Here is a 13638-nt window from a genome sequence, read left to right as displayed (position 1 = left end):
CGCTTGATACATAGCTATCCGTTGCCTCTTACTTAATTCTTACTCGGTCGCCAGCTTTGACCGCAGCAATCAGCTGCTCTCTTAAAGCGGCAAGATAGGCATCAACTTCGGCTTCACTTTCAATGAATCCGGTTGTTACTGACTTAGCCATGGCATCGGTTGAGTTAATCGTTACGGTACGTTTTGCAACCGGCTGTGGCTGCACTGGTTCAGAGGCTGGCTCAGGTGCTGGAGCTGCTTTACCGGCTTTCGCTGCTTCCTCTTCGCATTTCTGCTGTTCGAGTTCACGACGTCTTTGCTCAGCTTCAGCTTTTTTGCGTTGATCTTCGATAAAGCCATTCAGCAACTCATAGGCTTCGTCCTCGTAACCTTCCGCTTCAGTTTGCTCACTGATAATTTGTGGTATTGAAGAGGTCGCTTCAATACGCTGTCTGCACATTTGTAACGGGCGCAGTGTTTGGTTCTGTAGTTCAGACGGTGCATGAGCTTCAGCTAGCGCTTCTTTTACACGTCCGATGCGCAGATCAACACGCTCTAAGGCATGAGTGCGTTTTTCTTCAACCAATGTTGAGTTAACTTTTGCCACCTGCTCGATAAGCGGATTAATGTGGCGCAGCTGCTCATACGGTGAGGGCATATTGTAAATGCGTTCTAATTCAGTGAGCGCTTTTAATGCTTCACTGTCTTTTTCTAACGCAGGTCTATTGGCCTTAAACTTCTCGTTCAATGCGCCAGCAAGGGCTTGCCAAGTTTGAAATTGGCTATTGTAGAAGTCATCAAGATCCTCAAAGTCCTCAGCAAACTCTTCAAGGGCATCAGCGTCTTCTAAGAATCGGGTGATAAGAGCGAAGCTTGAAGTTTGCTCAAGAATACCCGCGACCAATGCAAGACCATCGTCAATTTGAGATTTACCTGGGAAATGGCCTGTCTGTGACTTGGTTCTGAATGATTTAAGCTTTTCATTCCAAGCCAGTAATTCATCGCGCACTAATTCGTAGAGCTCCTTTTCACCAGAGCCGGTAAAGGTTTTAGAAAAGATCTCTTTAACAAGACCAGCAGCCTTTTTGATTTGGCGCTCGTCATGTTGCCTGATTTTATGTACACGGATCTCACCGCGTTTACGCACGCTGGTAAACGGCTCGTAAGCTTTTTTCAACGCCAGATCTGTACCTTGGGTACTAAAAGATAACTTTCCAGCCAAGCCCAGCCTTGCAGTGAGCAATAAGATTTCATTGTCTGGCCAGCCATACGGGCGCTTGCCGAAGTGGGCAACGATGTCACGTAAGTAAACAGGCTCATTACGCTCGACTTTTAGCGTTACGTACTGCTCAACCTCACGCGTAGCTTCTGGGTTACATTCATCCGCTTGAAGATCCAGTCCAATCTGAGCAATATCATCAGCAACAAGAACGGCCTGTAGCTCACGCAAAACTTCACCAGGCGTTGCCTTGAGCATGTTCAATTTAGCGAAGGTATTTTCGATAACGTATTTGTATGCTTCTTCGACGATGGCACTTGGCGTTGCTGATTTCTTCGGCAGTTTTGTGCCGATAGCGTAAACGTCAGCCTCGGCAAACAAAGCTTCAAAATCCGTTCTTAAGCGTTTTTCACGCTCCATATTTTCCATCTGCTTTTCGCGGAGAAGGTGTTCTTGCTCTGGTCGCTGTCCTGAATTTTGTTTTAAGAATCGGTCAGTTTTTATAAAGGTTGTCAGCTCATCCCAAAGACGCTTATGTTCGCCCAGCTTGACGAGCACGCACCCATCAGCCTCAAGCGTATGATTGATGCACGCTTGATCGTGGGAGTAATTTTCAAAGTGCGAATCCAAAGGTGAAATGACTTTAATGACTAGGTCTTCCAGCGTGGTGCCATCTTTTGGATGACCATTGCAAAAACGGCTCACCGCAAAGTCTTGCTTATTAATCGGGTATCGATAGGCACGATTACCTTTCAAAATACCGTCAAATACGATGGCTGAAAGCTTGCTCGAGACCTCTGACATTTCAATGTCAGTGTGGCGGATCTCGTTTTCGATCTCTTTTTCTTCGTTGGTCAGGAAGATAAACTCATCACCATTACGCGCAATCAGCAATTGGCGCTCAAGACGATTCAAGCTCTCTTCAATTTGTTTACGCAGCGCAATTTTATCGGCATCGATTCGATCAATTGACAGCGTCACAAGGTTGTCTAGTGTGCTTTTGACAACGTCCACATAACGGATCAAGAAAAGCGTTTTTAGGATCTTGCCATCGAATTCTGTTAAGGAATCCAACTCACAGGCTTGGTCAATCGTTCGCTTAACCGCTGGCTCCAAAAAGCTTTCAATCGGTGCGTAGAAACTGTAAAACGGGATTAACACATCAAGGCCAGAGTCCTTCATCTGTTTTGCAGCTGATTGGAAAGCATCAAGTAATGAACGCTCACCCATGGCTAAGTGCTTACCCGTCGCGCCTTTTGTTCGAATTGACTCAAACACTTTTTGAACCAGCGTGTAGTGGTAAGGCACAAACGGATAGTTGTCCACGAAAGACGGAGCGTCGGTGTAGCCCTTTAGAGACGCGGTTGTCGTTTTATCAAATGTCAGCTGGTTACGAAGAATGTCGCCCTTTTCAGCAAAGACATCGATGAGGTATGTACGAGCTTCTTCCGTTTTGGACAACAATCGCTTTTGAATAACTTCCGAGGTATTCGAGCTCGACAGCTGTAAGCGGGTACTAAAACGCCCTTGAATTTTAGAGAAGTCCTCGCCATCGCGCTTATCCATACCACCAATGGCAGCATCAATGTCTGCCTGAGATGTAACAACGACCCAAGCTCTGCCACCACAATATGTGCCAAGATCTTCAGTAATGGTCTGAAGCTTCAACATCATTTGTGTGTTCTTACCGATAAACTGACCGACTTCATCGACTAAGAAAAGAAGATTACGATCCCCAGTGCGATCTAAGTATTCATTAACCCACTTACAGAAGTTTCGGATATCTAGCGGGAAATTGTTTTCAACCTGCTCAACCCACGCTTTGGCAGACTCTAATGATTGCTCACTGGCATGAGCGAGTGCTTCTGAAAGTTCGTCTCGATAGAAGTCATAGGCGTCACGCTCCTTTTCCCAAGTTGATTGAGTCAACTCAGCAAACTTGTCCTTGAAAGATGCGTATTGATTACGTTTATCAAGCTCGCGTTCTAAGTGCGCAATATGAGGAAAGTCAGCGCAGTATCCTACACGCTCATTAAAGACTTTGAGGAAAACCTTAAGAATGGCATTTTCTCGGTCGTCCGTATTGGCTCGCGAATCGATGTTAAAAAGAATAACATCAGTGTCTTTGGTAACCGCTTTTTGGATGTCCGCCAACAGCATGGCGTCGTTGATTTTGTCTTTGAAAAACTCAAACGCTTGTCGGCCTTGGCCATCTTTTTCAACAGATTTATTCTCAAGCAAATAAGATAAAATTTTCAGGAAGTGCGATTTACCCGAGCCAAAGAAGCCAGAAATCCATACGCCAATTTTACCTGACATATCACCGTGGCTTTTCTCAACAGAGGGTACATAAGCCTCAAAAAATGCACGAAAGTGACGATCTAGCTCTCGGGTAACAACATACTCATCAAGCTCGACATACACACTGTCATTGTCTTTTTGTTCCGCTTTAACAACGCCATTAATGTCACGCGTCAACTTCTTGGAAAAAATCTGTTCAATTTTCATTCGGGAGGCTCCCTGCTCTTAATTTTTTTTACCGTCTTCAGGCACAAGCTTGAAGGCGCGATAGTAGTTTTTAGATTCGATCATGCCAAAAGGATGCAAATCCCTTCCGCTATATTCACCCGGATAGAAAAGCACTAATGGCGTGCTACCCATCACGTCTTGCAGAGCACTAAGTAACTCATGTCCTCGGACAAGAGGCCACGCACTGCCTAAGCCTGACAGCAACACAAACTCAAGTTCTGATGGCTTATATTTGTCCGCGATATACCTTGCCACTTTCTCTTGGCTCAGAGGCCCGGCTAGTGTTTTTCGAAGACCATCAACACCGACTTGCAATTCACGCTGGCAAGCTCGGTCGAAAAGGCCTCGCTCCTCAAGCATATCTATCAAGACTTCAAAAATATTGAGATGGACAAAGCGGTAACCACGCTTGTTGAGTTTTTCGTCAACGTGCTTAAGGTGCTCTCGTACAAGCAGTTCATACTTGGCTGGATAGTCAAATACCCAAAATCCAATTTCATTGCCCAAGCCATCGTTTTTCAAAAACTTAGGGCTTTCAATTCGTTCCTGTATAAGATCAAGCCTGGTCTGGAGAGCCTTCATATTGTGCACTCCATGACCTCAATCAAATCTTCCCGGCCCAGACGAACTAACCAGTCTTTAACTTCTGGCATTAGGTAAACAGGTTGTATTTTCTTTGTCCTGCTATCACTCAGGTAGCCACTATCAACCAATGCCTTAATTGCGTTGTTACCCATTTTTTTGATAGTTGAGTCAGAAAAACCGCCAAGTTCGGCATATGCCCGCACTCTCGTGTCATAAAACTCAGACCATGCATCAGCGGTTAAAGCGGGTTTATAGGTGCGACGAGCCTCGGCTAAGGTATGTCGCATAAAATCAGCGACAACCGGAGAATGAATGAGTAATGACATCATCAGCATTTGGATATAGGCACGTTCACTCGCGGCTAAAAGATCAGTCATAAACTCATCACCCAGACCTTCAATACGCCAACGGATTGTTCTGGCATAACGAATAGCCGTCTGACCGGATTTTTTCTGAAGAACATTTTGCTCAACGATCAGCGACTTCCACTCATCTTCTGGAAGTTTTTTCAGTAGCGATTCTGCGATTATTCTAGATTCAGTTATCAATAAACTGCTTCCGATAAGATCGCCTAAATATTCTTTTATATTCATAAATTCATCTCACGATTCGCTATATCCAGGAGCGAGTGCAGCATTGTCAACGCCGTATAGTGCTTCTGGATTTTTAAGTGCTAAATGGAACTCTCGCCCATTGCTCTTGCTATTCTTTGAACAATCGATATTCCATAAACGCAGTAAATATCCAGCGAACGCAGCTCTTATCTCTACACGCAACCTATTGTTTTCCATTGCGTAGTCTATCAATACAGCTTCTGGATGTGCTAGTTTTGGATGAGGTATCAGCTCTAGTTCAACGATTCGGTTCCATTGCTTATCCCACTGAAGAGTCTCAACTTCGTCGTTAACCTTATCCTCTAACAACTCAACTTCACTTATTCTGGTTAACACAAAATCCCTAAATTCTCTATGCTTTCTATCGAATGCTCGGACATGCCATCTCAAGCCATTGTCAATCAAGGTATGAGGAACTATTTGCCTGCTCCCATGACCACTCGACAATGAGGTGTACTCAATATTAATCACCGCGCGTTTATGTATGGCTTCACTAATCGCCGCTACCACTTCCAATTTCGGCTTATTGAGATGAAATGGTGCTTCACAAGCCATAGGTGGCCTAACCTTGCCAAGAAAGCCATCACCGAACCCTTGGCTTATCGTCGCAAGCGTTCGAACAATGTCATAATCAAACAACGGCTGGAATGTGCTCGTCTTCAAGTGCACTCTGCGCTTTTCGTCATACATAACGTTGTTAGGAGCCAACGCTTTGTACCGCGCAAAATCTTGTGTTGCCACAGACGGCGCTACGCTAAAGCGCTCGGTTAAATAACTCCGCCCAGCTTCACCTTTAAATAACAAAGTGAAATCAATATGAGCGAGTCGTTCTCTCTGTGCTTGGCTAAGCTCTTCAAGTCCAGTGTTGTCTTGCACTGTCAACCTCTCAATCCATTTGGGACAAGCCCTAATCATCTAAAACTAGGAAGCCATCGATTGAATGCCATCAAGCAACCTACTGTTTTTCATTAGGTTTCATAGTATCAACAAGTCGTCTTGTTGGCTATAAAAATTGGCTTGATATTGTTCGAATGTTTCTTTTCTGGCCTTGCTAGAAGCTTACGCTAGAATGCCAACTGACGTAATTCATTCTCTCGAACACGTCTAGCAACTTCTGCCTGGGCTGATCACATTTAGCGAAAGCGTGATTGATTAACCTAACACCATGAGCATTAAAAGGTCATAATGGAAACGATTTTTCTGTTTTAGGCTGATGTTCCTCTGTTACATTCTGGGCAGGAATACACCAAATCCCCTCATGGCACTTCGGGCAACATTTTTGATTGTTTGTAAAATACTCACGACACTGCACGCAAAACCAATTCGTGACCTTTAAAATAGGGGACACTGATCGAACCTGTGTGCTCAGTCGTGCCTTGTCTTCTAAGCTCTTGATCTTACTGATGACCCGCGGACAGTGCTCTGCGCTCTGAGGATCAGAATGGGTAAACCATGACTCCGTTGGCGTCTTGTGCAGTGTGACGGGCTCACCGCAGTGAGCACAGTAATAGTTTTCTCGTGAATAACTCGATTCTTGGGTGGCTCCCGCGAAACGATTGTTCTGCGTTAAGGCTAGCGACATTTTGACTTCATGTAATTTAAGCATGGGTGTGCTCCTTCTGTAAAATTTAAACTAAACGTTCTGAGTACCCAACATTCAGGATCCACACTCGGCAACCCACCTTGAAACTTAGAAGACCACTGAGCTGTGCCTGCATGCGTATCGAGCCAGGTTCGTATGTTTAGGGCGTCGCTTTGCCTAGAGCGCATTCAATCGCACCAGGTGTGGTTGAAATTGAGTTGGTGGGTAATTGGGTGGGTATGCTATGGAAAATACACGGCGACTAGCTCTAGCGCCTTAGGATTCAAGAGTTGTGTTGGCTCCTCTCGATTCATCAATGCGTGCTTGTAACCACTGTACGACTTCACTTTTTAACCAGCGCGACATGCGACCAAACTTGATGGGTTTGGGGAACTCACCCTCTTGGATTAATTTGTAGAACCACTTATCCGTTAACCCCGTTAGTGCGGTGATAAATTTCATGTCGATAAATTGGTCATCAAGTAATGCAATATTTTCAGTTTGCGTGCTCATGGTAAAACTCCTGTTTTTAATGTGGATAAAAAGCAGGAGCGATATCGAAAAATGGGATGTGGATATCACTCCACATCATTAACCGGATGTGTAAAAAATAATTTGGTTGCTAACTACTGGCGTTTTCTCGGTTTGATTTCGCCTCGCCAAAAGGTGCGTTTAAGTTCAGGCACAGCCAGACGGACCCATGCATCGGCTTTACATAAATACCTTACCGCATTCAACAATCCTTTCTTCAGATAAGCATTACCTCGGGGTAATAGTCCAATACCCAGTTCACGATACTTTTCTTTTTGGTAATTGCAGTTAAAGTACAAACCCGCCCACTCTGTAATACGTTCTTGCCAGAGTTCACCAATGAGTTTACCCAGCGTGATGTCCTGCCTCACTTTTTGACCGTTAAAGAAAAACAAAGCGTGGTAGTGGAAGCCTTTTTCCATACCGAATTCCAATTTAAAGATATACCCGACACAGTGTGAAAAGAGTGGGTCGCTATTAATGGCTTTGTACAGGGCTTGGCGATGCTGACGAAGGTGATGAGCTTTAACTCTATGGCAAATACCACTTTTGTAAGACAGGTCTACACGCACAACTAGCAGTTTGGAGTAACGTTGATACAACGAGTCAATGTATTGCTGAGCTCGTCGGTAGTTCTTCTGAGCGCCTTGCTCGAAGATTCGGACTTGCTTTTTGTAGTCAGGGCTCTTTAACGTGCTTTGGAACTCATGAAAGGCCTCGTTAAGCCACTGAACGTGTTCAGGGGTATCAGCCAGCCAGTATTTATCTTTGTCTATCAGTATCTCACTCAGACGGTATTTGTTAACAAGAGAGACCAAGAGCACAAGAGTGGGATGCAAGCACTGTATTTGCGATATTTTCATTGATTGAATGTAACGGGTGAACTTGAGCGTTTCTAAAAAGAGCTCACCTTTGGGGGATGCCGAGGTGAGTTTTAAGCGTGGGTTTTCAGGCGACAAAGGAATGCCTTTATATAAATCTAATTTATGAGTTAGATGTTTTGAAAGGTGTTTAATATTACCCATGAGTAGAGACACCAGCTCACGCAGTGAGTGGTCTCGAGTGAGCGTTAAACAGTCATGTTCAAACGTGGTTGAGAGAACAACTTGATTTAAGTGTAGTGCTCGATTTGTCATTTTATTTGCCTGTGATCGAATAAAGGTTCGTATCATCAGGCAAGAGAGTTATTTTTAATTTTTAATGGGTATCAGTCCTAATCGCTAATGAAAAGTAAGGGCCGATAATGATAACGAGTCAGTCGCTTAACAAGATTAGTATTTTACGGTGCTCCTTAATCAGTATTTTCAGATAATGAGGAAGCCGTATGTAAAGGTGATTACTGTCAGTAGAACTCTAATTACCCGTTGTTGATATGATTTGTGTTATTTATTAAATACGAGCATCTATTTACCGCTTAATGTAAAAATAGGGTTCAGTAATCACTATTTGAATACGTTATTATTCCAGCGGAGTAATTGGTTTAAAGACTGTACAATAAGAGTAAGCGGTGTATACTTAGTAGACAATTAATCGTAAGCATTGTGTTTGCTACTATAATGAAAAACGTAGTGTATAATTATAAGGTGATAAATTGAGTATTATCATAGTTAATATAGTTATAATATAATAATAAACAATCCTAGTTTTGATATGGTTACTTTTAGGTCAATTAAATACAAAAGCATACCCTATACATAAAATAACACTACAATGGCTTAGTCAGTAGAATTGAAAAGTTAGTCCTTTTTTCAAGCGAAAATTCACGTTACTTCTCGCGATAACAGGCTCCTTTTTATCCATTCAATGATAAATCACCGCCTTTTTTCACTACATCCCTACAACAAATAACCTTCCCTTTTTCATCTTTTTTGTACTGATATGCCTACAACGTCACATAAAAAAAATAAAAATAGATTCATAATAAACGCACATACACTACGACGTAGAAGGTGGATTTTAGATGGTCATTCAATCATACATCAACAACTTAATAAAAAATAAAAATGGAATAAAGGCACTTTTCTTTATTAGAGTTTTGCTCGGAAATAGATATCTTGAGCATCTGAATACACCCGGTTTAGATGTAAATAACTTCACAATAATTAAAGATACGTTAAATTATCTTCTCGAAAGAAGAGATTATCGAGATGAGGAATATCTTTTCTCAGCAATGGATGTAACGGAGAGGAATGTATTACCGGAGTCTGATTTCTCTTGGTTTTTTAATGACGAAAATGCATGCGCTTTTATTTGGGGAGTGTTATTTAATAGTGGTGATAATTCGGGATTTTATCGTCGATATGCTTTCGATATTGATAGAGCGGCATCAGGATTTTATTTATCCAAATATAATGATGATCTCCCAAGAAATTGGTTTGAATTACTTCGCATTGAACCTGTTCAATTATCACATATAGATAGATTCAAAGCGATTACCTATTTTTTTAATTGCGCGGTTTTTCAGCGCAATACAAAAAAAATGCTGATGGACGAAATTAAGGCGCAATGGAATGAGGAGTCTCAAAATGTCAAAGAGATGACTTGGTTAAGCGATGGAGGAAGAGATGCGGCTATTTGGACATGGGAATACTTAAAAAAATATAATGATAAAGAAAGAGCTGAGCGTAGTTACGGGGGGATTAATACTCTTGAATTATTTAATCCAAGTGGTGAAGGGGAATTACCCTTAGTTATTTATGCCGTACTGCGCTCTTGGCATTTTAGACACCATAGTGAGAGAAAAATGTTGTTATTGGATATGAAAAAAGCGTGGAGACAACGTGCATATCGTAAAGGACGAAACAATATAAAAATATTAAATTGTGAGTTGGATATTGATGTAAAAAATCACTTGGATGAGTTGGCCCAAGCCTACAATAAGTCCATTGTTGATATGGTTACGGAGCTGATTGAGAAAGAATATCACGGTCGCAAATGATGAGCATAATAGACTAGTTATTTAGAATTTCCTCATGGTTGGTTTATCCCAGTCTTTTAAGTTGGTGTTAACTCAAGAAAATTTCAAATATACAGTACTGTTATGACATATGAAAATAGCATACATATCAAAATGATATAACTCTTTTGTGACACGTCCTGTCATTTCCCTTCATTTTTCCCCCGAAAAAAAGTCAAATAGCCGGACATAACCTGTCCGGTGAGGTTGTTATCGTGGTGTTCTCTTTTTCAAGCTAGGGAATCACACTGATGGCAACTTACCGATTAGATACCGATTTAGCGTTTTTACGTGAATGCAGTAACGAAGAACTGGGCTTACTTGTATCCGTCCTAACTCACGACAGCAAAGACGGGCAAAAACGCTGGACTGAAACCTTGACCAGCTCACCTGAATATCAACTCTACCACCCTGAACACCAACAATATTGGATGTCGATTGCGGCTGAGCTGCAAGCCTTTGGGGCTAACAGCTTGATGAGTCTCGTTCGAGGTAATAAAGGCGTGTTGTACCGTGAAATTTTACAAGATGTCTGTGACCACCTTGATGTCAATTATCCAAAGGAGGGTAATACCGAAACCTTGGAATTAAATTTATTATTGAAAGTATTAGAAAAAAGCTTAAATGAGCTGACCACAGAAGAGCTACAAACCTTCTCTCGTGATATGCAACTTAACCTCACCAACCCCACGCCACAATTGATTTTGATTGCGGTTCAAGCGGCTATCCGTACCTCAGGCATTGCTGCTCTGGAAGTGGCAACACTCTCAGCCATTGGTGTGATTAATGCGCTCGGCGGGGTTGCCACCATTGGTACACTCTTTGCCGCACACCGAGCACTTTCCTTGATTGCTGGGCCGATTGGTCTTGCCGTGAGCTCGGCATGGCTTGTCGCTGACTTAGCGGGACCCGCTTATCGCGTCACCGTCCCCGCCTGCATCATTGTGGCGTACTTACGACAAAAAGCCTTATCGCAATAAGGCCCACCACTCCCATTTTATCCGCTTGCCGGAGCTATTTTAATAAGGACAACATCATGTCGACATCTGTGTCTCGCCATGACCGGCTTGCGTCTCGGTTGGCGTTTATTATCAGTCAATTATTTCGAGGAGAAACCGTTTATTTATCCGAGCTGTCAGAAGAGCTCAATGTCTCGACTCGTACCCTACGGCGTGACTTTAATGAGCGCCTTCAATATCTGGACTTGGAATATCACCAAGGTGGCTATCGATTGGCAGCATCACAGCGTCCCTTTCGTACCGATAAGGACATATTGCGCTTTGCCGCCATTACGCATGTCACCTCACTGTTTCCGGCTTTAGACAGGAAGCTGCTGACGGTTCTGCTCGACCCGACGATTGATTCACCGTTCATTGTCTACCATACACCACCTAAGCAGCGGCCTTCGCTGTTTGGGGGATTTTATGTCCTCACACAAGCTATTGTGAAACGGCGTTTACTGCAATTTGCCCACCAAGGAAAAAACATCACGAACGTTGCCCCGTATAAGTTGATTTATTACCACGGTCATTGGTATCTCGCCGCCGATATCGCGGAGCACATTCATGTCTTTGATGTGATGGCACTGCAAGATGTGGTCATGACGGCGCGGGGCTTTCGTTATCGTGAAGACCTCAACCAACGGTTATGTGAAGAGGCGTTTATTCAAGCCTTGCCCCATTACCAATATATTCAATCACTCGTTAAATTATAAGGTATTAAGATGAAAACTATTTTTTATACCGTCTGCATCAGCAGCGCACTCTTGCTGGGATGTGATGATGCAACCTCAACGACTGCTAAGACTGTTTCCCAAGACATTTTGCGTGTTCAAGGATTGATTTATGATTACGACCGCAGTGTCACACTCGGTGGGGTACTCAACCATCGTAAAGATTGTGTTTCGCCAACATGGGAAACCTTAACGGATGAACAAGAAAGGCCCTTGGTGGTCTATAAGTGTCAGTTAGCTAAAGGGGCATTACAAAACGCCATTAACCACGATTTAAATAACTGGTATCAAACGGCAATAGACGGTATGACTAAATTCATACCGCGCTTTGCCAATGCGGAAACACCGAAAACAGATTCAACCCTTGAGGAGCAGAGACTTACACAGGTTTTACAGCTCATCACAACACTGTCCCAACATGACTGGTCATTGCTCAAAGGCAATGTTGACCAGCCCTATGCAATGACGACACCGATTGCATTTAATGCCGGTTATACTCCGTCAGAGGAAGCCGAGCGCCAGCTTAAAGCGTGGAATACGTTAACGGAGACATTGAATGACCACGCCCCTGATGTTGGCCTGTATTTATTACCGTGGTTAAACCAAACGGAAAATGTCGAGGCAATGCTCCGGAAAAAGGTCTCTGAGCTTCAGCAACACAATGCCAATGCGTTAACACAATTTAGACACCAGCAAAATGAAGCCATTCAAATCACGGAGCAATACATCACAGACCTAAAACGTGCACAACAAAATGCACACGACTGGTCAATCACCCAAGTTTTTATTTGGAGCCTCGTTAACCCTGAAAAGCCTGTTCTAACGCATGTTCTGTATAACCTAGAGGATAAACAAGGGCAGGAGGATTTTACCCCTATGATGGAAAAAACATTGAGCCGTTTAGCAAGAACAGATGCCGTCGCATGGGCGTATCAAGGTAAACTTGAAACCCCTCAAATTATCAACGGAATAGCAAAAGCGTTATTTTACTACCAAACACAATCCTTTCAAAAACCGGATATCGCCCGATATCAATACTGAGTTTTCACACACTATTCGGCGTTCATATTCAATGAACGCCTGACTAAAAGGTAATCTATGTCCATTTTTAAACTTATCGCCACCTCTGTGAGTGTTGTGACACTGGTGTCTATCACCTACTACGCCCAGAAGACGGTCAATGAACAACTTGCGCTTGAAGGCAAGTATTCCGACACGGAAATTCAAGCGGCTCGACTTGGGGCGACGCTTGCTTGCACAACCTTATTGGGGGGAGCCATTGAACGACTACTCAACGGGCTATTTAGTGACCACTAAAACTCAACTATTTCAATGTAGATTCAACATAACGGCAGACCAATCGGTCTGCCTTTTTTATTTCGTAACATCCACAAAAGGGCTTTTTTATGACACTTAAACCCATCATCTCAACACCCGCTTCCAACCGCCAGCGCACGCATTTTTGGCAAACTCATTTTGGCAACGTTAAAGGCTTTTCAACCTTTGAAGTGGTGATTTTTACTACCATGGGCCAGTTTTGTGAGGACTACCACGGCGGGTATTGGGAATATTGCACTTTATCTAATGGCGGCGCTTTTATTTATCCCGATTTGAATCAAGAGGAGCTTACGCTATTCAATCAGCATAACGGCAATGAGGCGAACGTTAGCTGTGAAGCGGCAGGCATTGCTGTGTGTTTGATGATGTACAGTTTATGGTCATTTCAAACGGAAAGTGACATCCTCGTCGATCGCTTTTATCAATTGCGTGATTATGCGGCGCAACACCCAGAACGTTCCGCCATTTTCCATCTAATCGATTAACCACGTCCTTATTTACGCCTTCGTATTATCTGATTCATTATAAAAGCATCATCAGACTAACCCATTAATTAACTTACATTTATTTTTA

The 13638-nt window shown here is 43.1% G+C and carries 13 protein-coding genes; 6 read left to right on the top strand and 7 right to left on the bottom strand.

The genetic code is table 11. From position 1 onward, the window contains the following. Positions 1-28: 28 nt before the first annotated feature. The 7 genes from brxC to ACIH2S_RS17435 all read right to left on the bottom strand — a co-directional run bounded on the left by brxC (position 29) and on the right by ACIH2S_RS17435 (position 8175). Complete coding sequence (brxC, locus tag ACIH2S_RS17465) at positions 29-3706, bottom strand: BREX system P-loop protein BrxC (RefSeq protein WP_430247803.1); 3678 nt, start codon at positions 3704-3706, stop codon at positions 29-31. A gap of 18 nt (positions 3707-3724) precedes the next feature. After that, a complete protein-coding gene (locus tag ACIH2S_RS17460; protein WP_000645940.1) occupies positions 3725-4309 on the bottom strand; it encodes a DUF1788 domain-containing protein in 585 nt (194 codons plus the stop codon). Then, positions 4306-4905, bottom strand: a complete 600-nt coding sequence (locus tag ACIH2S_RS17455) for a DUF1819 family protein (protein WP_001021938.1) — start codon at positions 4903-4905, stop codon at positions 4306-4308. The genes ACIH2S_RS17460 and ACIH2S_RS17455 overlap by 4 nt, the downstream gene beginning before the upstream one ends. Before the next feature lie 9 nt (positions 4906-4914). Next, positions 4915-5802 (bottom strand): WYL domain-containing protein, encoded by an 888-nt coding sequence (locus tag ACIH2S_RS17450; RefSeq protein WP_021546939.1) that lies wholly within the window; start codon positions 5800-5802, stop codon positions 4915-4917. Between the two features lie 304 nt (positions 5803-6106). Continuing rightward, positions 6107-6508: a putative zinc ribbon protein gene (locus ACIH2S_RS17445; RefSeq protein ID WP_430248589.1), complete on the bottom strand. Its 402-nt coding sequence runs from the start codon at positions 6506-6508 to the stop codon at positions 6107-6109. Between the two features lie 276 nt (positions 6509-6784). After that, positions 6785-7021: a helix-turn-helix transcriptional regulator gene (locus ACIH2S_RS17440; protein WP_071547783.1), complete on the bottom strand. Its 237-nt coding sequence runs from the start codon at positions 7019-7021 to the stop codon at positions 6785-6787. A 113-nt stretch (positions 7022-7134) separates the two neighbouring features. After that, positions 7135-8175 (bottom strand): YagK/YfjJ domain-containing protein, encoded by a 1041-nt coding sequence (locus tag ACIH2S_RS17435; RefSeq protein ID WP_430247801.1) that lies wholly within the window; start codon positions 8173-8175, stop codon positions 7135-7137. 824 nt (positions 8176-8999) lie between these two features. Here ACIH2S_RS17435 and ACIH2S_RS17430 point away from each other — a divergent pair. The 6 genes from ACIH2S_RS17430 (at position 9000) to ACIH2S_RS17405 (ending at position 13550) form a co-directional block, all read left to right on the top strand. Continuing rightward, positions 9000-9977, top strand: coding sequence for a hypothetical protein (locus tag ACIH2S_RS17430; protein ID WP_430247799.1), 978 nt, complete (start codon positions 9000-9002; stop codon positions 9975-9977). Between the two features lie 269 nt (positions 9978-10246). Further along, positions 10247-10975, top strand: a complete 729-nt coding sequence (locus ACIH2S_RS17425) for a DUF3944 domain-containing protein (protein ID WP_071547780.1) — start codon at positions 10247-10249, stop codon at positions 10973-10975. A gap of 56 nt (positions 10976-11031) precedes the next feature. Beyond that, positions 11032-11709 carry a helix-turn-helix transcriptional regulator gene (locus ACIH2S_RS17420; protein WP_272685977.1) on the top strand — a complete coding sequence of 226 codons (678 nt, stop codon included), beginning with the start codon at positions 11032-11034 and terminating at the stop codon, positions 11707-11709. Positions 11710-11718: 9 nt separating this feature from the next. Beyond that, entirely contained in the window at positions 11719-12768 is a 1050-nt protein-coding gene (locus ACIH2S_RS17415) for a hypothetical protein (protein ID WP_071547778.1), read from the top strand. A gap of 57 nt (positions 12769-12825) precedes the next feature. Further along, a complete protein-coding gene (locus ACIH2S_RS17410; protein WP_109912629.1) occupies positions 12826-13044 on the top strand; it encodes a hypothetical protein in 219 nt (72 codons plus the stop codon). 89 nt (positions 13045-13133) lie between these two features. Next, complete coding sequence (locus ACIH2S_RS17405) at positions 13134-13550, top strand: antirestriction protein (protein ID WP_071547776.1); 417 nt, start codon at positions 13134-13136, stop codon at positions 13548-13550. The last annotated feature ends 88 nt before the right edge of the window (positions 13551-13638 follow it).

The organism is Providencia lanzhouensis (assembly GCF_050469745.1).
Classification (GTDB): Bacteria; Pseudomonadota; Gammaproteobacteria; order Enterobacterales; family Enterobacteriaceae; genus Providencia; species Providencia lanzhouensis.
Note: the sequence above shows the minus strand (reverse complement) of the source record. Positions and strands in the feature narration are given on the sequence as shown.

Coding starts and splice junctions, on each gene's coding strand:
- brxC (WP_430247803.1), bottom strand. CDS start 3,706: ATGAAAATTGAACAGATTTTTTCCAAGAAGTTGACGCGTGACATTAAT.
- ACIH2S_RS17460 (WP_000645940.1), bottom strand. CDS start 4,309: ATGAAGGCTCTCCAGACCAGGCTTGATCTTATACAGGAACGAATTGAA.
- ACIH2S_RS17455 (WP_001021938.1), bottom strand. CDS start 4,905: ATGAATATAAAAGAATATTTAGGCGATCTTATCGGAAGCAGTTTATTG.
- ACIH2S_RS17445 (WP_430248589.1), bottom strand. CDS start 6,508: ATGTCGCTAGCCTTAACGCAGAACAATCGTTTCGCGGGAGCCACCCAA.
- ACIH2S_RS17440 (WP_071547783.1), bottom strand. CDS start 7,021: ATGAGCACGCAAACTGAAAATATTGCATTACTTGATGACCAATTTATC.
- ACIH2S_RS17435 (WP_430247801.1), bottom strand. CDS start 8,175: ATGACAAATCGAGCACTACACTTAAATCAAGTTGTTCTCTCAACCACG.
- ACIH2S_RS17430 (WP_430247799.1), top strand. CDS start 9,000: ATGGTCATTCAATCATACATCAACAACTTAATAAAAAATAAAAATGGA.
- ACIH2S_RS17425 (WP_071547780.1), top strand. CDS start 10,247: ATGGCAACTTACCGATTAGATACCGATTTAGCGTTTTTACGTGAATGC.
- ACIH2S_RS17420 (WP_272685977.1), top strand. CDS start 11,032: ATGTCGACATCTGTGTCTCGCCATGACCGGCTTGCGTCTCGGTTGGCG.
- ACIH2S_RS17415 (WP_071547778.1), top strand. CDS start 11,719: ATGAAAACTATTTTTTATACCGTCTGCATCAGCAGCGCACTCTTGCTG.
- ACIH2S_RS17410 (WP_109912629.1), top strand. CDS start 12,826: ATGTCCATTTTTAAACTTATCGCCACCTCTGTGAGTGTTGTGACACTG.
- ACIH2S_RS17405 (WP_071547776.1), top strand. CDS start 13,134: ATGACACTTAAACCCATCATCTCAACACCCGCTTCCAACCGCCAGCGC.